18 protein-coding genes are annotated in these 17550 nt (G+C 63.2%); 9 read left to right on the top strand and 9 right to left on the bottom strand.

The window, feature by feature from the left end; genetic code table 11:
* Positions 1–65: 65 nt before the first annotated feature.
* On the top strand, positions 66–1238 hold the full coding sequence (locus tag C5J24_RS18520) for an aminotransferase (RefSeq protein ID WP_105419900.1): 1173 nt from the start codon (positions 66–68) through the stop codon (positions 1236–1238).
* A gap of 27 nt (positions 1239–1265) precedes the next feature.
* Positions 1266–2546, top strand: a complete 1281-nt coding sequence (locus tag C5J24_RS18515; protein WP_105419898.1) for a DUF763 domain-containing protein — start codon at positions 1266–1268, stop codon at positions 2544–2546.
* Here the strand turns inward: C5J24_RS18515 and C5J24_RS18510 are convergent.
* The 3 genes from C5J24_RS18510 to C5J24_RS18500 form a co-directional block, all read right to left on the bottom strand.
* On the bottom strand, positions 2528–2761 hold the full coding sequence (locus C5J24_RS18510) for a tautomerase family protein (RefSeq protein ID WP_038590168.1): 234 nt from the start codon (positions 2759–2761) through the stop codon (positions 2528–2530). The two genes, C5J24_RS18515 and C5J24_RS18510, sit on opposite strands and share 19 nt — an antisense overlap.
* 86 nt (positions 2762–2847) lie before the next feature.
* Complete coding sequence (locus C5J24_RS18505) at positions 2848–4056, bottom strand: pyridoxal phosphate-dependent aminotransferase (protein ID WP_105419896.1); 1209 nt, start codon at positions 4054–4056, stop codon at positions 2848–2850.
* Between the two features lie 15 nt (positions 4057–4071).
* The gene (locus C5J24_RS18500) at positions 4072–4713 is read right to left on the bottom strand and encodes a TetR family transcriptional regulator C-terminal domain-containing protein (protein ID WP_038545783.1); all 642 of its coding nucleotides are present in this window, start codon (positions 4711–4713) and stop codon (positions 4072–4074) included.
* Between the two features lie 257 nt (positions 4714–4970).
* Here C5J24_RS18500 and C5J24_RS18495 point away from each other — a divergent pair, with 257 nt between their 5' ends.
* A complete protein-coding gene (locus C5J24_RS18495) occupies positions 4971–6494 on the top strand; it encodes a globin-coupled sensor protein (protein ID WP_105419894.1) in 1524 nt (507 codons plus the stop codon).
* Here the strand turns inward: C5J24_RS18495 and C5J24_RS18490 are convergent, their stop codons facing one another.
* The gene (locus tag C5J24_RS18490; RefSeq protein WP_105419892.1) at positions 6495–7730 is read right to left on the bottom strand and encodes a nitrate/nitrite transporter; all 1236 of its coding nucleotides are present in this window, start codon (positions 7728–7730) and stop codon (positions 6495–6497) included.
* Between the two features lie 4 nt (positions 7731–7734).
* On the bottom strand, positions 7735–9096 hold the full coding sequence (locus C5J24_RS18485; protein ID WP_105419890.1) for an LLM class flavin-dependent oxidoreductase: 1362 nt from the start codon (positions 9094–9096) through the stop codon (positions 7735–7737).
* Between the two features lie 94 nt (positions 9097–9190).
* On the opposite strand from C5J24_RS18485, the gene C5J24_RS18480 reads away from it, so the two are divergent.
* Entirely contained in the window at positions 9191–9754 is a 564-nt protein-coding gene (locus C5J24_RS18480) for an XRE family transcriptional regulator (RefSeq protein WP_105419888.1), read from the top strand.
* 109 nt (positions 9755–9863) lie between these two features.
* Here the strand turns inward: C5J24_RS18480 and cydB are convergent, their stop codons facing one another.
* Together cydB and C5J24_RS18470 are read right to left on the bottom strand one after the other, a co-directional pair.
* Entirely contained in the window at positions 9864–10868 is a 1005-nt protein-coding gene (gene cydB, locus C5J24_RS18475; protein ID WP_105419887.1) for a cytochrome d ubiquinol oxidase subunit II, read from the bottom strand.
* On the bottom strand, positions 10858–12276 hold the full coding sequence (locus tag C5J24_RS18470) for a cytochrome ubiquinol oxidase subunit I (protein WP_105419885.1): 1419 nt from the start codon (positions 12274–12276) through the stop codon (positions 10858–10860). Before C5J24_RS18470 ends, cydB begins: the two co-directional genes overlap by 11 nt.
* A 335-nt stretch (positions 12277–12611) precedes the next feature.
* Here C5J24_RS18470 and C5J24_RS18465 point away from each other — a divergent pair, with 335 nt between their 5' ends.
* The 4 genes from C5J24_RS18465 to C5J24_RS18450 all read left to right on the top strand — a co-directional run bounded on the left by C5J24_RS18465 (position 12612) and on the right by C5J24_RS18450 (position 14211).
* Positions 12612–12881 carry a hypothetical protein gene (locus C5J24_RS18465; protein WP_046634288.1) on the top strand — a complete coding sequence of 90 codons (270 nt, stop codon included), beginning with the start codon at positions 12612–12614 and terminating at the stop codon, positions 12879–12881.
* 42 nt (positions 12882–12923) lie between these two features.
* The gene (locus C5J24_RS18460) at positions 12924–13130 is read left to right on the top strand and encodes a hypothetical protein (RefSeq protein WP_105403040.1); all 207 of its coding nucleotides are present in this window, start codon (positions 12924–12926) and stop codon (positions 13128–13130) included.
* Between the two features lie 20 nt (positions 13131–13150).
* Positions 13151–13393, top strand: a complete 243-nt coding sequence (locus tag C5J24_RS18455; RefSeq protein WP_105419883.1) for a hypothetical protein — start codon at positions 13151–13153, stop codon at positions 13391–13393.
* Between the two features lie 134 nt (positions 13394–13527).
* The gene (locus C5J24_RS18450) at positions 13528–14211 is read left to right on the top strand and encodes a phosphoribosyltransferase (RefSeq protein WP_105403038.1); all 684 of its coding nucleotides are present in this window, start codon (positions 13528–13530) and stop codon (positions 14209–14211) included.
* Positions 14212–14214: 3 nt separating this feature from the next.
* Here the strand turns inward: C5J24_RS18450 and C5J24_RS18445 are convergent, their stop codons facing one another.
* On the bottom strand, positions 14215–14994 hold the full coding sequence (locus C5J24_RS18445) for an endonuclease/exonuclease/phosphatase family protein (protein ID WP_105419881.1): 780 nt from the start codon (positions 14992–14994) through the stop codon (positions 14215–14217).
* A gap of 65 nt (positions 14995–15059) precedes the next feature.
* Here C5J24_RS18445 and C5J24_RS18440 point away from each other — a divergent pair, with 65 nt between their 5' ends.
* Positions 15060–16001, top strand: coding sequence for a lysylphosphatidylglycerol synthase domain-containing protein (locus tag C5J24_RS18440; RefSeq protein WP_105419879.1), 942 nt, complete (start codon positions 15060–15062; stop codon positions 15999–16001).
* Here C5J24_RS18440 and C5J24_RS18435 read toward each other — a convergent pair.
* Positions 15981–17486 (bottom strand): phospholipase D-like domain-containing protein, encoded by a 1506-nt coding sequence (locus C5J24_RS18435; RefSeq protein ID WP_105419878.1) that lies wholly within the window; start codon positions 17484–17486, stop codon positions 15981–15983. The two genes, C5J24_RS18440 and C5J24_RS18435, sit on opposite strands and share 21 nt — an antisense overlap.
* Positions 17487–17550 lie beyond the last annotated feature (64 nt).

The raw sequence follows: 17550 nt of genomic DNA, 5'->3' as shown, positions 1-17550 counted from the left end.
AAGAAAGGCAATCAATTGCCCATCTTGGCAATCGCCTGTTCGGAAAATCCTGTTCTCGGAAGATCATGCCTGCCTTCAATCCGCTTATCGAAAAGCTCAGCCCTCCGCCCGTTCCCTCCGTCGCCGCCTGGGGGCGTGCCTATGATGGGTCCAAAGGCCCGCTGATCGACCTCTCTCAGGCCGTGCCCGGTTATCCGGCCCATCCGGACATGCTGAAGCTGCTCGGCGAGACCGGCTCCTCGAAAGCCTTTACCGGATATGGACCGATCGAGGGCGAGGCGGAGCTCAGGACCGCCTATGCGGCGCATGTCTCGGACGTTTATGGCGCGGGCATCGGGCTCAGGAACATCCACATCACGTCGGGCTGCAACCAGGCCTTTGTCTGCGCGGCAATGACCGTCGCCGGTCCCGGCAATACGGTGCTGATGACCGAGCCCTTCTATTTCAACCACGAAACGACGCTGGCGATGATGGGCGTCAAGACCGCCTTTGTCGCCTGCGATGCGGCGAACGGTTTCCTGCCGGACCTTATCGGGCTCGAAGCGGCGATTACCGGCGAGGTGCGGGCGCTGGCGCTCGTTTCCCCCAACAATCCGACCGGGGCGATCTATCCGCCGTCGCTGCTCGAAGCGATCTTCAAGCTCTGCCGGACCAAGGGCATCTGGCTGATCCTCGACGAGACCTATCGCGACTTTCTGCCGGCCGCGGACCAGGCGCCGCATACGCTGTTCAGCCTCGACGGCTGGGAAGACACGCTGATCAGCCTTTACAGCTTTTCGAAATCCTTCTGCATCCCCGGCCACCGGCTCGGCGCGATCGCCGCCGGTCCGCTCGCGGTCGAACAGATCGCCAAGATCATGGACAATCTGCAGATCTGCGCGCCGAGGGCGGCCCAGGCTGCCGTCGCCAAGGCGCTGCCGCTGCTTGCCGATTGGCGCGAGGAGAACCGCCAGGAGATCGGCCGCCGTGCCGATGCGCTGAAGGCGGTGATGCGCTCCGTCAACGACTGGAAGCTCGATGCGATCGGCGCCTATTTCGCCTTCGTGCGGCATCCCTTTCCAGGCAGGAGTTCAGCGGAAGTGGCGGAGAAGTTGGCCAGGCAGGCTGGCGTGATCTGCATTCCGGGCGCCTATTTCGGCGAGAGCCAGCAGGATTATCTGCGCTTCGCCTTCGCCAATGCGGACGTGCCGACGATCGGACTGTTGCGAGAACGTTTGCAGAACTTTTCGCTATCGTGAGCCTGAGCCTCCGTATATAAGCGGGGCATGGTTCAAAGAGCAGGCAGCGCCGATCTCCCGCTTCACGGCGGCCGGGTTCCCCGGTGGCTCGGCGAGCGCATGACCAGGCTCGGTGCCGTCATCACCCAGGCGATCGTCATCGAATACGGCCGCGACGAACTTCTGCGGCGGCTGGCGCATCCCTTCTGGTTCCAGTCCTTCGGCTGCGTCATGGGCATGGACTGGCATTCTTCCGGCATCACCACCAGCGTCCTCGGCGCACTCAAGCGCGGGCTGACGCCGATGGCCGGCGAGCTCGGCATCCATGTCTGCGGCGGCCGCGGCCAGAGCTCCCGCAAGACGCCGGACGAATTGATCGCCGTCGGCAACCGTGTCGGCATCGACGGCGGCGGCCTTGCGACGACCAGCCGTCTGGTCGCCAAGGTGGACAGCGCCGCGGTGCAGGACGGGTTCGATCTTTACCTGCATGGCTTCATCGTCACCGACGACGGCAAATGGGTGGTGGTGCAGCAGGGCATGAACGGCGACAAGCGCCAGGCGCGGCGTTACCACTGGATCTCGGAGGGCTTGAAGAGCTTCGTCGATTCCCCGCATGCGGCGATCGAAGGCCGCGGGCAGGGCGAGATCGTCAATCTCGCCGACCACCGCGCCGAAGCCTCCCGCAAGGGCCAGCTCGATCTGCTCGCGACGCTCGGGCCGGACCGCATCGTCCGCGAGGTGATCGCCATCGAGCCGGCCCGAAAAACGAAGGAACTGGCGCAGCCGATGCTGCCGCATCTGATCATGCCGGCGCATCACGATGTCCGCGAGGAGGACGTCAACATGAGGCGGCTGCATGGCACGCTGGCGGCCGCTGCAGATCGCGGCCCGGAGGATTTCGAGAACCTGCTGCTGATGCCGGGTGTTGGAGCGCGGACGGTCAAGGCACTCGCCATGGTCGCCGAGGTGGTGCATGGCGCGCCCTGCCGTTTTTCCGATCCAGCGCGTTTCTCGCTCGCCCACGGCGGCAAGGATCGGCATCCGTTTCCGGTGCCGCTGAAGGTTTATGACGAGACGATCAAGGTGATGAAATCTGCCGTCGGCAAGGCCCGGCTCGGCCGCGAGGAAGAGCTGCAGGCGCTGAAGCGGCTCGACGACCAGGCCCGCCAGATGGAACGGTATGTAACAGGCCCGGACCTCAAGGAGATCGTCGCCGGCGAATTCCGCCGCTCGCACGAATGGGGCGGCCGCAGCGTCTTCGGCTGGGAGCCGCCGGCGGAGGAGACCGCCAATTTTCCGGGATCAGCCGATTACTTGAAGGGATCGTAACCGGGCTTTTTGTAGACAAGCTCCGGCTGCCCCTGGATATCCGGCACGTACACCTTGTCGGTCCAGGCGTCCCTCGGAAAGTCCTGGATTGCGACCGACACGGAACTCTCGGCGGAGCCGAGGGCGGTCATGACCGCCTTCGTCACCTCAGCCGTCAGCGCCTGCTTCTGCTCTTCGGAGCGGCCCTCGATCATTTTGACGATAACGTGGGGCATGTTGCGCTCCTCCGATAGGCAGTTTTCAAATCAACCGTGAGTTAGGATAGACCGTCTTGCTCCGGGAGATCAATTGGGAACTTCGCTCACGCCATCGGCGTCGTCGCGCGGTCACGTCCAGTGGATGCGATGCGGCCAGCGAGATCGGCGATACGGTCCATGGCGGTTGCAACCACATCGTCCGGGACCGTCAGCGAGATGCGCAGGAAACCTGCGGCCTGGTCGCCGAAGGAGGTGCCGGGCATGACGGCGACTTTTTCCTCGCGCAGCAGTTCCCAGGCGAATTCCTCGCCGTTGAGGCCGGTGGCGGTCACGTCGAGCAGGACAAACATGCCCCCTTCCGGCGGCATCGGCTTGACGAGATTGCTGCCGGCAAACGCCTTCTCGACGATCGTGGCACGGCGGCGGTAATTTTCCCGCATCACGTCGGCGGTGTCGAAATGCTGCGACAGTGCCATGGCGGTCATGTCGGAGATGAAGGGCTGCACGCCGAACAGCATGGTCTCGGACACCGGCAGCAGTCTTTCACAGAACTCCTCCGGGCCGGCGGCCCAGCCGCTGCGGAAGCCGGGGGCAGCGTGGGATTTCGAGATCGACGAGACCGCGATGGTGCGTTCGGCCAGTGCCGGAATATCGAAGGGCGAGGCGAAGGGCGTGCCTTCGAAGATCAGTTGCTCATAGACCTCGTCCGAAACGATCCAGAGGTCATGCTTGCGGCAGACCTCACCGATCGCGGCGATCTCGGCGGCGGTCAGCACAGCGCCGGTCGGGTTGTGCGGCGTGTTGAGAAGGAGCACGCGGGCTTCCGGCGTGATCGCCCGTTCGAGGTCCTCGGCCTGCAGGTGGAATTTCTTTTCCGGACGCAGCGGCACGGGGATCATGTGTGCGCCGGTGGACTGGATGACGCCTTCATAGGTGGCATAGAGCGGATCGCCGACCAGCACGCCGTCGCCGGCTTCGACGAGACCGGTCATGACGCCGTAGAGCGCGGTCTGGGTGCCGGGGAAACAGAGGAAATTGCGCTCCGTGACACCTGGCCGGCGTTTCGAATACTTTTCCACCAGCGCCTTCAGCACCGGCGGTTCGCCGCGGCCGTTGGAATAACGGGTGCGGCCGGCATACATGGCGCGCGCCGCCTCGTCGAGCAGGGCCTTGTCCGGCTTGACGTCCGGCTCGCCGATGGTGAGTTCGATGATGTCCTCGCCAGATGCCTGCATACGGCGGGCGGTCAGGTGGAGTGCCCAGCGGCCGGAGCCGAGATGGGCGAGGCGGTCGGTGATCGAGGCATAACGCATCGGTGGTTCCTTTTCTTATCGTTGTTCGGCCGAAAGCTCGCCAGGCTGCAGGCGCAGCAGCGCTTCCACGGAAATCAGGGCATTTTCTGCGAGTTCGTGTTCCGCAAACGTATCGGCCGCAAGCGTTCCCTCCAGCCAGAGGCCGTCGACGAGCGCGTTGACCCCGATCGCATAGGTACGGCATTGGGCAGGGCTCAGTGCTCGCTTCTCCTCGACGAAAAAGGCGGACAGCAGCGTCTCCAGAGCTTCCAGGAAGGAGAGATAGTTTTCGCGATGGATGGCGGCGAAGCTCTGGTCGATCTGGATATGGCTGATGAAGGCGGCCCAGAGCGACAGCGTGCGTGGGTCGGTCACCGGCGGCGTCACATTGGCGACGATGAAGCGGCGCAGGCGCGAGCGGGCCGTCTCGCCCTCGATTGCGGCAGCAACTGCCGCCTCGGTCATGCCCGCCATCACCTTTCGGTAGGCCGCCTGCAGCATCTGGTCCTTGCTGCTGAAATAGTGCCGGATCAGCCCGCCGGTGACGCCGGCGCGCATGGCGATCTGGCGGACCGTCGCGCCCTGGATGCCGAACTCGGCAATGCAATCGAGCGTCGCGGCAATCAGGTCCTCGCGCCGCTCGGCCTCGCTTGCCCTATGGTAGGTGCGGCGGTTCACGGGTCATCTCCTGAGGAACGGGCAGGCCGTTCTTGGCACGGCGTTACGGCTTATTATACGCTCGAATAATTCGCGCAAGAGAATTCCTCGAACTTCCGCCGCATCAGCATCGTTCGGGCGGCGAAAATTCATCGCAAAATGTAACTTCCTATCAGTTTTTAGGGGTACGCATTAAGGGATCCTACACCTTAACCTTCACAATATGGAACCGATACACCTCCCAAAGGGCGGTGACCGCGGCGGATTGGGGGATCATAATGTCGTCGGCTGAAGAAAAACGCGAACTGCAAAAGCGTCTGGATTTTATCGGTCTGGACCAGGAGGCACGCTGGACGCTTCGTCGTCTCGCGCCGACCATCAATGCCGGCCTTTCGACGGCTCTCGGCGCGCTTTACAAGAAGATCCAGTCGACACCCGACACCGCCAAGTTCTTCACCAACCAGGCTCACGTCGAGGGTGCCAAGAAGCGCCAGATGAGCCATTGGAACGTTGTCGGCGAGGCCAAATACGACGAGCGTTATGTGGAAAGCGTGCAGGCCGTCGGCGCCGCGCATGCCCATTCTGGCCTCGATCCGCGCTGGCACATCGGCGGCCAGGCGCTGGTCGTGGAAAGCCTCATCCATAAAGTGATGGCCGAGAACTGGCCCTCCCGTTTCGGTCGCGGCAAATCCGAAAAGCTTGCCAAGGACGTTGCGACGCTGGTCAAGGCGGCGATGCTCGACCTGGACTATTCGATCTCCGCCTATCTGGAGATACAGGCAGAACAGCGCCGCCACGCCGAGGAGGCGAAGCTCGCCGCCGATGAGGAGCAGGAAGTTGCGCTCGAGGCTCTGGACGACGTGCTTCAGGGGCTTGCCGCGGGCGATCTGGAGAGCCGGCTTTCAACGACTCTTCCTGAAAACTTCGTCAGGATGGCGGAAGGCTACAACGGCAGTGCCGAAAGGCTGCGCGGCACATTGGCGACAGTGCGCCATGCCGGAGAGGAAATCCTCGTCAGCACCAACGGTATCTCCCAGGCCTCGAAGGATCTTGCCCGGCGGACGGAGGAACAGGCCCAGGGCCTGGAGGAGAGCTCGGCGACGCTGCACCAGCTCACCCACAGCGTTTCCGGCACCGCCGAAGGCGCCAGCAAGGCGGCCGGCGCAGTCGACGTGGCGCTTTCGGAGGCGCGTGCCTCGGGGCCGGTCGTCAAGCAGGCCGTTGCGGCCATGGGCGAGATCGAGCGCTCGTCCGACGAGATTTCAAAGATCATCGGCGTTATCGACGAGATCGCTTTCCAGACCAATCTTCTGGCGCTCAATGCGGGCGTCGAGGCGGCGCGTGCCGGCGAGGCCGGTCGCGGTTTTGCCGTCGTGGCCCAGGAAGTGCGGGCGCTGGCGCAGCGTTGCGCCGATGCCGCCAAGGAGATCAAGGATCTGATCTCCGACAGTTCACGGCAGGTGCAGGCGGGTGTCGATCTCGTCAACAATGCCGGTGCGGCGCTCAGCCAGATCACTACACGCATCGACGACATCAACACGATCGTCAGGACGATCGCGACCGAGGCGGCACATCAGTCGACCGGCCTGCACGAGGTCAACGGGGCCCTGAGTCGGATGGATTCGCTCACCCAGGAAAATTCGGCCATGGTGCTGGAGACGTCGAAACAGACGTCGGACCTGCGCGATGCTGTTGAACGATTGGTCACGGCGTTGCGCGGCTTCAAGACCCGCAGCGCGGAACGGCTCGCCCGCGACCGCCAGAAGCGGGAAGAGATGCCCGGCCGTCGCCTCGTCGCCTGATCAGCGCCTACCGCCGGCCAGCCGAACGGCTTCCGGTCTACGGCGCAGGATCAGCATCGACGCGGCGCCGAAGATTGGCCCGACCGCCAGCAACACGAATGTCCAACGCCAGCCGCCAAGCAGTGCGGCCAGATGCGGCATCAGCCAGATCATGAAGATGGTCAGCGCGAAACCCATGCCCATCTGAAGCGATAGCGCCGTGCCGATGTAATTGCGGTCGGCAAGTTCGGTCACCGCGGCGGAGAACTGCGCCGAATCTCCGATGATCGAAATCCCCCAGACGATCACCACCAGCGCCAGCAGCCAGAAGGGGCCGTCGAATACGAAGCCGATGGTCAGGGCACAAAGGCCGGAGACGATCATCAGGCCGGCGGTGGTGGCGGTGCGGCCAAAACGGTCCGAGAGCACGCCGCCGGCGAAACAGCCGAACACGCCTGAGGCGACCGCGATGAAGGTGAGCAGCGAGGCTTCGCTGCTGATGCCGGTTCCACCCTTGTCGAGGGCTGCGGTCAGATAGGCGAGCAGCCAGGCCCACATGGCATAAAGCTCCCACATATGGCCGAGATAACCGCCGTTGACGAGCAGCAGGTTGCGGTCCTTCAGCACCCGACCGATCTGGCGCGGATCGAACAGCGCCTTTCCGAACGGATAGGGGCCCTCACGGGTGAAGACGAGGAAAACGACGGCACCGACCAGCGTCGCACCGCTCGATGAGAGGACGACATTGTGCCAGTCGACCGCTGACGACATGCCGCGAAAGAGATGCGGCAGCGACGAACCGGCGGTGATCGCGCCGATGACGCCGGCCAGCGCCAGGCCGCGGCCGGAAATGAACCAGGTGGAGACGAGTTTCAGCGCCGGCGGATAGACGCCGGCAAGCGCGAAGCCGGTGACCATGCGGCACAGGATGGCGCCGGCCGCGCCGGGCTCCAGAGCCAAGGCGGCATTGGAGAGCGCGGCAAGCAGGGCGGAGGCCGCCATCAGCCGGTTCATGCGGATGAGGTCCGGCAGGTTGAAGAGGCTTGCGGCCAGAGCGCCGATCACGAAGCCGATCTGCACGCCGTTGGTGAGCCAGGCGGCGGCACTTTCGGACAGCGACCAGACGCGTTTCAGCTCCGGCGCGATGGCGTTTGCCGAAAACCAGCAGGAGAAGGAGAGCACGACGGCGAGGCACAGCAGCGCCAGCATCGACCAGCGGCCTGCGGCTGGCGTTTCCAGGGTCGTCGCGGTGCTCATCAATCTATCCCGTTACGCGGTATCTGGCGGCGATATGCCTGTCGGGCAGGCGCGGCGCCCCGAACAGCTTTTCACGGAACGGGCCTTCGCGATAGCTGGTCTTGTAGAGGCCGCGTTCCTGCAGGATCGGGATGACCAGTTCGATGATATCGTCAAAACACTCCGGAACGATGGTGCGCGACAGGTTGAAACCGTCGACGCCGGCCTCATCCATCCAGGCGACGAGGTTGTCGGCGATCTGTTCTGCAGAACCCACCATCGGCGCCTGGCGGCTGCCGAGCACCATCTGTTCGAGCAGCTTGCGCTTGGTCCATTGCGGCCCGGCGGTGCGGGTCATCGCCTCGACATTCGAGACGATCGCAGAACTCTTGCCGGTCTCGATCGGCTCGTCGAGATCGTATTTTGCAAAGTCGATGCCGAGCGAACCGGCGGCATGCACGAGAGCACCTTCGGAACTTGCATAGGCGCGATAATCCTCGAATTTTTCGCGCGCTTCCTTTTCGGTGCGGCCGGTGACGATCGTGGCGCCGACGAAGACTTTGACGTCCTCCGCGTTGCGGCCGTATTTGACGGCGCGAGCCCTGATGTCGTCGACGATGCCCTTGACGCCTTCGATCTTCTGGCCGTTGACGAAGACGCATTCTGCATGGGTGGCGGCGAATTGGCGTCCGCGGGTCGAGGAGCCCGCCTGGTAGAGAACCGGGGTGCGCTGCGGCGAGGGTTCGCAGAGATGGATCGCCTCGATGCCATATTGCTTGCCGCGGTGATGGACCTTGTGGACCTTGGCCGGGTCGGCGTAGACGTGGTTCGCCTGGTCGAAGACGATAGCGTCATCCTCCCAGCTTCCTTCCCAGAGCCGGTACATGATCTCCATATACTCGTCGGCGAGGTCGTAGCGGTCATCATGGGCCGCCATCCCATCAAGGCCGATCGCCTTCGCGGCGCTGTCGAGGTAACCGGTGACGATGTTCCAGCCGATCCGGCCGCCAGTCAGGTGATCGAGCGTCGACATGCGGCGGGCGAAGACGAAAGGCGGTTCGTGGGTCAGGTTGGCGGTAACGCCAAATGAGAGATGTTCGGTGACGGCGGCCATGGCCGGCACCAGCAGCAGCGGATCGTTGACCGGCACCTGCACCGCACCCCTCAGCGCTGCCGCGTTGCTGCCGCCGAAGACGTCGTTGACGCCGAGCACATCGGCGAGGAATATGCCGTCGAACAGGCCCGCTTCCAGCCTTTTCGCATAGTCCGTCCAGTAGCGGAGCTGCCCATAGCGGTGCGACTGGTCGCGCGGATGTGCCCAGAGCCCCTGCTGGATATGGCCGACGCAGTTCATGTCGAAGGCGTTGAAACGGATTTCGCGCGTCACGATCTTCCCCTTGAATTCCTCATTGCCGGCAAGGCTTGTCTCTTATAGGATGCCATTGTCCACTATAGAAGACGACTGTTGAAAGGCAAGCCGCTTGCAACAGGCTGAAAATGACCCGGTCCAGGCGATCGCCACGCGGCTGAAGATCGAGCGAGAGGCGCGGGGCTGGTCGCTCGCCGAGCTTGCCGAACGCTCTGGCGTCTCCAAGGCGATGATCAGCAAGATCGAGCGCAGCGAGGCGAGCCCGACGGCGACCGTGCTCGGCCGGCTTTCGGGCGCCTTCGGGCTGCCGCTTTCGGTGCTGCTGGCGCTTGCCGAGCGGGCGCAGGAGCGTGTTGCGCTGCAGGCGGAACAGCCGGTCTGGACCGATCCGGAAACGGGTTACACCCGCCGCGCCGTCTCTCCGGCGAATTCCCCGTTGGAGCTTCTGGATGTTTCGCTGCCATCAGGCGTGCGCGTGCCCTATCCGGCATCCGCCTTCGCCTTCCAGCACCAGCAGATCTGGGTGCTTGCGGGCCGGCTCGATTTCCAGGAAGGGCCGGTGATGCACCATCTCACCGAAGGCGATTGCCTTCTGCTCGGCCCGCCTGCCGATTGCGTCTTCTTCAATCCAGGCAAGGAACCGGCGCGTTATGTGGTGGCGCTGGCCCGGCGCTAGGCGCCGAGCCAGAATTTGATGATCAGGCCGACAGTGCCGACCGTTACCACTCCGGCCACCCAGAGGCCGACGAACCAGGCGAGCCGCCTGAAGGTTTCGCCGCCGGCCATCAGTGATAACCCTCTTCCGGATCGACCTTGCCGCGGAAGACCCAATAGGCATAGCTCGTATAGGCAAGGATCAGCGGCACCAGGATTAGCGCGCCGACCAGCAGGAAACCGAGGCTTTCATCGGGCGCCGCCGCATCCCAGATCGTCACGGATGTCGGCACGATATAGGGGTAGAAGCTGATGCCGATGCCGGCGTAACCGAGTACGAAAAGCCCAAGCGCCGCAAAGAACGGCCGGCTGTCGCGGTTGTTTTTCAGGCCCGTGAGCAGAAGCCAGAAACAGCCGAGGACCAGCAGGGGCACGATGACGCTGAAGATCGCGGTCGGCCAGGAGAACCAGCGGTTCAGATAGAGGGGCTCGAGAAAGGGCGTCCAGAGGCTGAAGATCGCCATGGCGGCGAGCGTCGCGAGCGCTGCGATATAGGAAAGGCTGCGGGCCTTGTCGCGAAGATCGCCCGTCGTTTTCATCACCAGCCAGGTCGAGCCGAGCAGTGCGTAGCCAATCACGACTGCAAGGCCGGTGGCGATCGAAAACGGGGTCAACCAGTCCCACCAGCCGCCGGAATAGGCCCGATTTGCAACCGGAATGCCCTGTACCAGCGCGCCGAGTGCGATCCCTTGAGCCAGTGCCGCCATGAACGAGCCGCCGGCAAAGGCCCAGTTCCAGAGATATTGCGCCCGGCCGGTGCGCCAGCGGTATTCGAAGGCGACGCCTCGAAAGATCAGCCCGAGCAGCATGGCGACGATAGGCGCGTAGAGTGCCGGCAGGATCGTCGCATAGGCGAGCGGAAAGACCGCCATCAGCCCGCCGCCGCCGAGTACCAGCCAAGTCTCGTTGCCGTCCCAGACGGGGGCGACGCTGTTCATCATCACGTCGCGATGGCGCTTTTCCGGAAACAGGGGGAAGAGGATGCCGACACCGAGGTCGAACCCGTCGAGGATGACATAGGCAAGCACCGCAAAGGCGATGATGGCCGCCCAGATGAAGGGAAGGTCAATGACCATGACGGCCTCCTGCAGGGAGCGTTGCGGTATGCGGAGCCGGCGTTATGCCGGCGGTTCGGATCGGGCCTTCGCCGAGATCGCCACTCGGATCGCGCGGCAGGCGGGACATCAGCCGCAGGATATAGAAGGTGCCGGCGCCGAAGACGAGGAAATAGACGATGATGAAGGCGACCAGCGAGGAGCCTACTGCCGCTGCCGCGATCGGCGAGACGGAATTTGCGGTCAACAGGTGGCCGTAGACGGTATAGGGCTGGCGGCCGGCCTCGGTCGTCACCCAGCCGGCGAGGACGGCGACGAAGCCGGCAGGCCCCATGACCATTGCGGCCCGGTGCAGCCATTCGGAGGTGTAGAGGCGGCCTCGCCATCGACAGTACAGGCTCCAGAGGCCGAGGCTCAGCATCGCGAACCCGAGGCCGACCATGATGCGGAAGGACCAGAACACGATTGGCACCGGCGGCTGCAATTCGCGCGGCACGGTGTCGAGGCCCTTGAGCGGCGCATCGAGGCTGTGTTTCAGGATGAGGCTCGAAAGCTTCGGGATCTCGATTGCGTAGTCAATCCGTTGTTCGGCGTGGTTCGGCAGGCCGAAGAGGATCAGCGGCGCGCCGTCCGGATGGCTCTGGTAGTGGCCTTCCATCGCCATGACCTTGACCGGTTGGTGCTCCAGCGTGTTGAGGCCGTGCTGGTCGCCGGCAAAGATCTGGATCGGGGCGACAATCGTCAGCATCCACATCGCCATCGAGAACATCGTGCCAGCGCGCAAGGGGGCGGTGCGGCGCAGAAGATGCAGGCCGCCGACCGCGCCGACCACAAGGGCGGTGGTCAGGTAGGCGGCGAGCACCATGTGGACGAGGCGATAGGGGAAGGACGGGTTGAAGATGACAGCCCACCAGTCGGCGGGTATGAACTGGCCCTTGTCGTTCATCGTAAAACCCTGCGGCGTCTGCATCCAGGAGTTTGCGGAAAGGATCCAGGTTGCCGAGATCAAAGTGCCGACCGCGACCATCAGGGTCGCGAAGAAATGCAGGCCGGGGCCGACGCGGTTGCGGCCGAACAGCATGATGCCGAGGAAGCCTGCCTCCAGGAAAAATGCCGAGAGCACTTCGTAACCCATCAGCGGGCCGATGATCGGGCCGACCTTGTCGGAGAACACACTCCAGTTGGTGCCGAACTGGTAGGACATGACGATACCGGAGACGACGCCCATGCCGAAGGCGAGCGCAAAAATCGTCTTCCAGAAGTCGAACAGCTCCAGATAGACGACCTGTTTCTTCCACAGCCAAAGACCTTCCAGCACCGCGAGATAACTCGCCAACCCGATCGAAAACGCAGGAAAAATGATGTGGAACGAGACCGTGAAGGCGAACTGCATGCGCGCCAGCAGCGTCGCGTCGAAGGTCTCGAACATGGCGTCATCCCTTTTCTGGCGGGGGCCAGAAGCCCATCCATCTCATCGGATGACAATCGGCGGGGGGCGTCAAGAGATCAATGCGCATCAATGCCGCGCGCCCGGATGCCGCGGCCCTGCGTTGAACCGCCGCAGTCAATGAAAAGGCGCTTCCCTGTGAGGGGAAGCGCCAAGTTGGGGAGGGTACTATGACAATGTCGGCCGCGTGGAGGTCATGCGACCGACCCGCGTTGAACCCATGATCATCAGTTTTGTTCCCCTTTCGCCTGTTTTGGCACGGAACCTTCGGTGGCGGTCCCGGTTCGGCAAGCAGGTACGGAAAGGAGAAACGCACCATGAGCAAAGCCGTAGAAACCACCGATCACAAGGAAATCCGGCAATGGATCGAGGAACGCGGCGGCCATCCGGCCCGGGTGAAGGGCGCCAGGGAAGGCGGCATTCTGCGCGTCGATTTCGGGAAGCCGGAAGAATCCCTGGAAGAAATCGAATGGGATGACTTCTTCTCGATCTTCGATGAGAACAAGCTCGTGTTCCTTTTCCAGGAAGAAACGGAAGCCGGCAAAACCAGCCGGTTCAACAAATTCGTGTCCAGCACGAAACACTGAGGCCGCGGCCAGACCGCGGTCCCTGAGCCAAGGAGGACGGTCATGTCCACATCCAAACATTTCAAGACCCGCAAGCCCAGCGATGCCGATCTCAAGGAGGATCCCGGTATCGGCCAGTCGAAAGGGTTGAACCGCTTCACCGGCGCCGACGAGATCGCCGGCGACAATACCGAGGAAGGCGATGTCGGCAACGACACGACCCGTTTCGGCGGCGTCGACCCCAACCAACGCGGCCGCTCGAACAAATGACCTCTCAAGGAGGATAGATCATGCAAGGCAATAAAACCCACCAGCAACAGCGCAACGTCATCGAAAAGCGGGAAAATACCGCCAATGCGCCCAAGGATTTCGATCCCGGCCCCGACCTGCGACGGAGCGAAGCGGCCAAGGAGGCATTCCGTCGCGGCGATAACCTGGACATGCGGGCCGCGGAAGTTTCGCTCCATGACGACCCATCGATCATTCGTGGCCGCAACCAGGAAAGCGAACACCACAAGGGCAAGGGCTCCTGACTCTTTTGGAGAACACGGAACCCAAACCCCATCCTCACGGTTGTCGGACGCCTGCCCGGTGATATGTTACGGTCGGGCTGGCAGAAGAACCAAGTGCGGTGGCAGATGTCACCGCACCATCCTGGGAGGATGACATGTTCGGTCTAAGCCCAACCTTTGTCGATCGAGAGGATGCCGGAAGGCAATTGGCGGAAGCCATGCAGGCGACGCTGCCGCCCGATCCGATCCTGATGGCGCTGCCGCGTGGCGGCGTGCCCGTGGCCTTCGAAGTCGCCCAGCGGCTCGGCCTGCCGCTCGATCTCCTTATCGTCCGCAAGATCGGCGCGCCCGGTCATCCCGAATATGGCATCGGCGCTGTCGTCGATGGGCGGGAGCCGCACGTGATCGTCGACGAGGACGCCGCCCGCCGGTTCCACGTGCCGCCAGGTTATCTCGCGGCCGAGCGCGAGCATCAGCTCGCCGAAATCGAACGGCGCCATCGAATGTATTTCGGCGAGGACGAGCCGAGCGAGCATGATCACACGGGACGCGACGTCATTCTTGTCGATGACGGGATTGCGAACGGCGTTTCGATCCGCGCCGGCATCCATGCGCTGAAGGACATGGGTGTCGCGTCGATCCGGATCGCAGTGCCGGTCGCGCCGCGTCAATTGCTGGAATCCTTGCAGGAAGAGGTGGACGACATCGTCTGCCTGTCGGCTCCCGACCGTCTGGAAGCGGTCAGCCTGCACTACGGCGACTTCAGGGAGACGACCGACCAGGACGTAGTGCGCCTTCTGAAGGAGGCTCACCGGCTCAGCCGCACCCTGAGCCATTGAGGATCAGAGTTCGACAGTAACCAGAAGCGGCAGATGATCCGAGGCCCGGCGGGAAAGCGGGGTCGACACCACCTGCGTCGCGACCGGTGTGATTTCGCTGGAGGCGAACACGTGGTCGATCCTCAGAAGCGGCAGACGCGACGGAAAAGTGGCTTTGGGCCTCCTGCCGCTCAAAAGCGGTACGTCCGCCATCTGGCGGGCGACGGCCTTGTAGGTCGCGGTCACGGGTGTGGCGTTGAAATCGCCGATCAGGATCTTCGGCTTGCCCCGGCAATCCGGCGCCCCCATCCAGGACGGCCCGAGGATTTCGGCGATCTGGCGCATCCGGTCGCCGCCCAGCAGGCCGAGATGGGTATTGAAGACCTGCAGCTTGTGCTCGCCGACCTCTATTTCCACCCAGACGGCGCCGCGCTGTTCGCCATGCGAGAACAGGCCGGCACCCTTTACCATTCTTGCCGGCAGGGCCGTCAGGATCGCATCGCCGTAACGCTCTTCGGCAACGTTGAGTGCTGCGTGGAAATGGAATTCCATCTGCAGAAGAGAGGCGATCACATGCGCCTGGTCTATCCCGCCGGTGCGGCTGCGGCCGACATCCAATTCCTGCAATCCGATGATATCCGGCTCCAAGGCCGCGATGACCTCGGCTACCCGGGCGGGGTCGAGCCGGCGATCGGTACCGATGCAGCTATGCACATTATAACTCAGGATTTTCAGGCGATGCCTTGTCTTCGAAGGCTGGGCCGGGGCGGTGCCGGCCTTGGCTGGCGATGTCTGATCAGTCATGGAGCTGGGAACACCTTGGTCCCGGTTTCGTTCCCATTGTTATACAGTCGTTTACGAGAGGGACCATGATCGCCAGACGCCATCTGCTCAAGTTTCTGATCGGCGTCGCGATCTGCCTGGCGGCCTTCCTCGTCTATCGCAGCCTCGGCCGCTACACGGTCGACGAGATCGAGGAATCGGTCCGGTCGATCGCCGCTTTCCGGCTCGCGACCGCATTTTTCTTCGTCATCCTTTCCTATCTCTGCCTCGGCGGCTTCGATGCGCTTGCCGTGCGGTATGTAGGCAAGCCGCTTCTTTTGCGGCAGACCTCGCTCGCGTCCTTCACTGCGCTGTCGATCGGCCACAATGTCGGGCTTTCTGCGCTGAGCAGCGGTGCCGTGCGCTACCGGTTCTACACGCGCTGGGGTTTGACCGGCGAGGACATCGCCAAGGTCATCGTCTTCTGCGGGGTGACCGTCGGCCTCGGTCTCGGAACGCTGGCCGGGCTGGCGCTGCTGCTCCAGCCCCGTGACGCGGCGGACCTGCTGGGCCTCGACCGCACGGCACGGCTGGCGGCCGGGCTTCTCTGCCTGGCCGGCCCTGCCGCCTATCTGCTGATCTGCGCCTTCGTGCGCCGTCCTCTTGTCGTGCGCAACTGGCGTTTCGAACCGCCGGCGATACAGCTGGCGCTCAGCCAGATCGTCATCGGCACGCTGAACTTCGCTTGCGTCACGGCTTCCATCCAGCAGCTTCTGGCGAGCTTTACCGATGCCGGTTACCTGGCTGTGGCCAGCGCCTATGTGACCGCCAACATAGCCGCGCTGCTCAGCCATGTGCCGGGCGGGCTCGGCGTACTGGAGGCGACCATGATCGGAATCCTGCCGACATCCGCGTCGATCGGCGCGCTGATCGCCTTCCGGGTCCTCTATTTTTTCGTGCCGCTCACGATCGGCGTGCCGACATTTCTCGTCACCGAGGCTTATTATCGTCATCGGGGCGGCAAGTTCCTAGAGCAGACGGTGATGTGACAGGCGGGCGAAAAGCCGCCTGAGACCAGCCTTGATTTCCGGAATCGGCCAGAAGGGCTGTTTCGGGTCGATGATCCCCGTGCCGACCAAAGATTCCGTTTCGCCTTTGTCCGTATCTACGTCGTAGCTCCGCAGGCCGCGCGGCTTGACGTTCAGCCGGTCGACGGCCGCCAGAACGGAGCCGGTTTCCGCGATGATCCGCGCAACTTCTGCCGGCTGGGCGTCGAGATGTTCGGCGATCAGCGCGTTGCGGAGCGCGGCGATTGCCTGCCTGCCTGCCGGGTCCGACGTTTCGATCGCAAGGTCCGCCTCGGTGTCCAGCCCTTCGGAGCGGTTGTTGAGATTGGAAGAGCCGACCCGCACGAACTGGTCGTCGACGATGATCAGCTTGGAATGAACGATGATCTCCTGCTCGCCACCGTTGCCGTCGGAAACGGCGGCAAAGAAAACCCGCAGACGTCCATAACGATCTGCGCGCTTGAGGCGACGAATCAGCCGGTTGCGGTTGTGGCCCATCATCAGCTTTTCCAGGAAGCCATGGGATTCGCGCGTGACGATCACGAGGATTTCCGGGCCGTCGGCTTTCCTCAACCGCCTGGCGAGAGTTCGCGCCACGCCGAAGGAGGCGAGATACTGCGTTTCGATATAGAGATGGCGTCTGGCCGCCTTCAGCGCGTCGTGGGTCAGCCTGATCGCCTCGCGGTGGCCGCGATGGCCTTTCCATTTCCACGCCTCGGTGAGTGCCAAGCCGGTGTTGCAGTCGGTCAGCGCCGGTTCCAGGTCTGCTGGCCAGGCATTTATGCCCGGCACATCGAGCGGTGAAAGGACCTGGCGTGTCGCCTTTTTCCACCGGCGGCGTGCGACGTCGCCGATCAGCTTTGCCGTATCGCCGGTCACGATCGTCTGTATGTCGTGGACGGGGCCGTAGGTGGTTCCGTCCGGCGCCCGGCGCAGCGGGTTGTCGATCGCATGGCTGCGGTCGTCCCAGCGGCGGGCGGTCAGGTCGATGCCGCCGAGGAAGGCGGTCCGGTCGTCGATCGCGACGATTTTCTGATGATGGCTGGCGCGCAGCGGATGGTCGAAATCGAAATGCAGGGAGATGCGCGGATGGTCTTTCCAATCCATCTTGCCGAACATCTTGAGGCTCTTGCCGGAATAAACAGGCCCCATGCCCCAGACCAGGATGCGGATTTCAAGCGAGGGCTTCTCCTCGACCATCTTATGCAGCAGAGCACCGAGTGTTTCGCCGTCCGGGTCGCGCGGACGAAGGACGATGTCCGGATCGAAATCCCAGCCGATAATGAAGATCGAACGTTCCGCCAGCCTCAAGACCTGATCCAGCCGGCGAAAATAGTCGTCGCCATCGATCAGGAAGGCGAGCTTTTCCGCCTTCGCTCTGCGCCAGGCGTTCCGGCCGGGCCGGATGATGGGTTCGAATGAGAATCCTGTATCCCGCGTAAGGATCGATTGCGTCGCTACATCCACCTGGCCACCTCATCATGGAATGGCAGATGAACGCGCGGATTTTGTCCTTTGTTCCAAGGCTGTA

This window comes from Neorhizobium sp. T25_27 (assembly GCF_002968565.1).
GTDB lineage: Bacteria > Pseudomonadota > Alphaproteobacteria > Rhizobiales > Rhizobiaceae > Neorhizobium > Neorhizobium tomejilense.
The sequence above is the reverse complement of the archived record's forward strand: the minus strand, read 5'-3'. Positions and strand labels throughout refer to the sequence as shown.

Excerpts from the sequence above, each read along its gene's own strand:
- C5J24_RS18505 (WP_105419896.1), bottom strand. The coding sequence starts at position 4,056 with ATGCGTTATGCCTCGATCACCGACCGCCTCGCCCATCTCGGCTCCGGC.
- C5J24_RS18445 (WP_105419881.1), bottom strand. The coding sequence starts at position 14,994 with ATGACTGATCAGACATCGCCAGCCAAGGCCGGCACCGCCCCGGCCCAG.
- C5J24_RS18520 (WP_105419900.1), top strand. The coding sequence starts at position 66 with ATGCCTGCCTTCAATCCGCTTATCGAAAAGCTCAGCCCTCCGCCCGTT.
- C5J24_RS18470 (WP_105419885.1), bottom strand. The coding sequence starts at position 12,276 with ATGTTCGAGACCTTCGACGCGACGCTGCTGGCGCGCATGCAGTTCGCC.
- cydB (WP_105419887.1), bottom strand. The coding sequence starts at position 10,868 with ATGGTCATTGACCTTCCCTTCATCTGGGCGGCCATCATCGCCTTTGCG.
- C5J24_RS18515 (WP_105419898.1), top strand. The coding sequence starts at position 1,266 with ATGGTTCAAAGAGCAGGCAGCGCCGATCTCCCGCTTCACGGCGGCCGG.
- C5J24_RS18490 (WP_105419892.1), bottom strand. The coding sequence starts at position 7,730 with ATGAGCACCGCGACGACCCTGGAAACGCCAGCCGCAGGCCGCTGGTCG.
- C5J24_RS18495 (WP_105419894.1), top strand. The coding sequence starts at position 4,971 with ATGTCGTCGGCTGAAGAAAAACGCGAACTGCAAAAGCGTCTGGATTTT.
- C5J24_RS18510 (WP_038590168.1), bottom strand. The coding sequence starts at position 2,761 with ATGCCCCACGTTATCGTCAAAATGATCGAGGGCCGCTCCGAAGAGCAG.
- C5J24_RS18440 (WP_105419879.1), top strand. The coding sequence starts at position 15,060 with ATGATCGCCAGACGCCATCTGCTCAAGTTTCTGATCGGCGTCGCGATC.
- C5J24_RS18455 (WP_105419883.1), top strand. The coding sequence starts at position 13,151 with ATGCAAGGCAATAAAACCCACCAGCAACAGCGCAACGTCATCGAAAAG.
- C5J24_RS18460 (WP_105403040.1), top strand. The coding sequence starts at position 12,924 with ATGTCCACATCCAAACATTTCAAGACCCGCAAGCCCAGCGATGCCGAT.
- C5J24_RS18450 (WP_105403038.1), top strand. The coding sequence starts at position 13,528 with ATGTTCGGTCTAAGCCCAACCTTTGTCGATCGAGAGGATGCCGGAAGG.
- C5J24_RS18465 (WP_046634288.1), top strand. The coding sequence starts at position 12,612 with ATGAGCAAAGCCGTAGAAACCACCGATCACAAGGAAATCCGGCAATGG.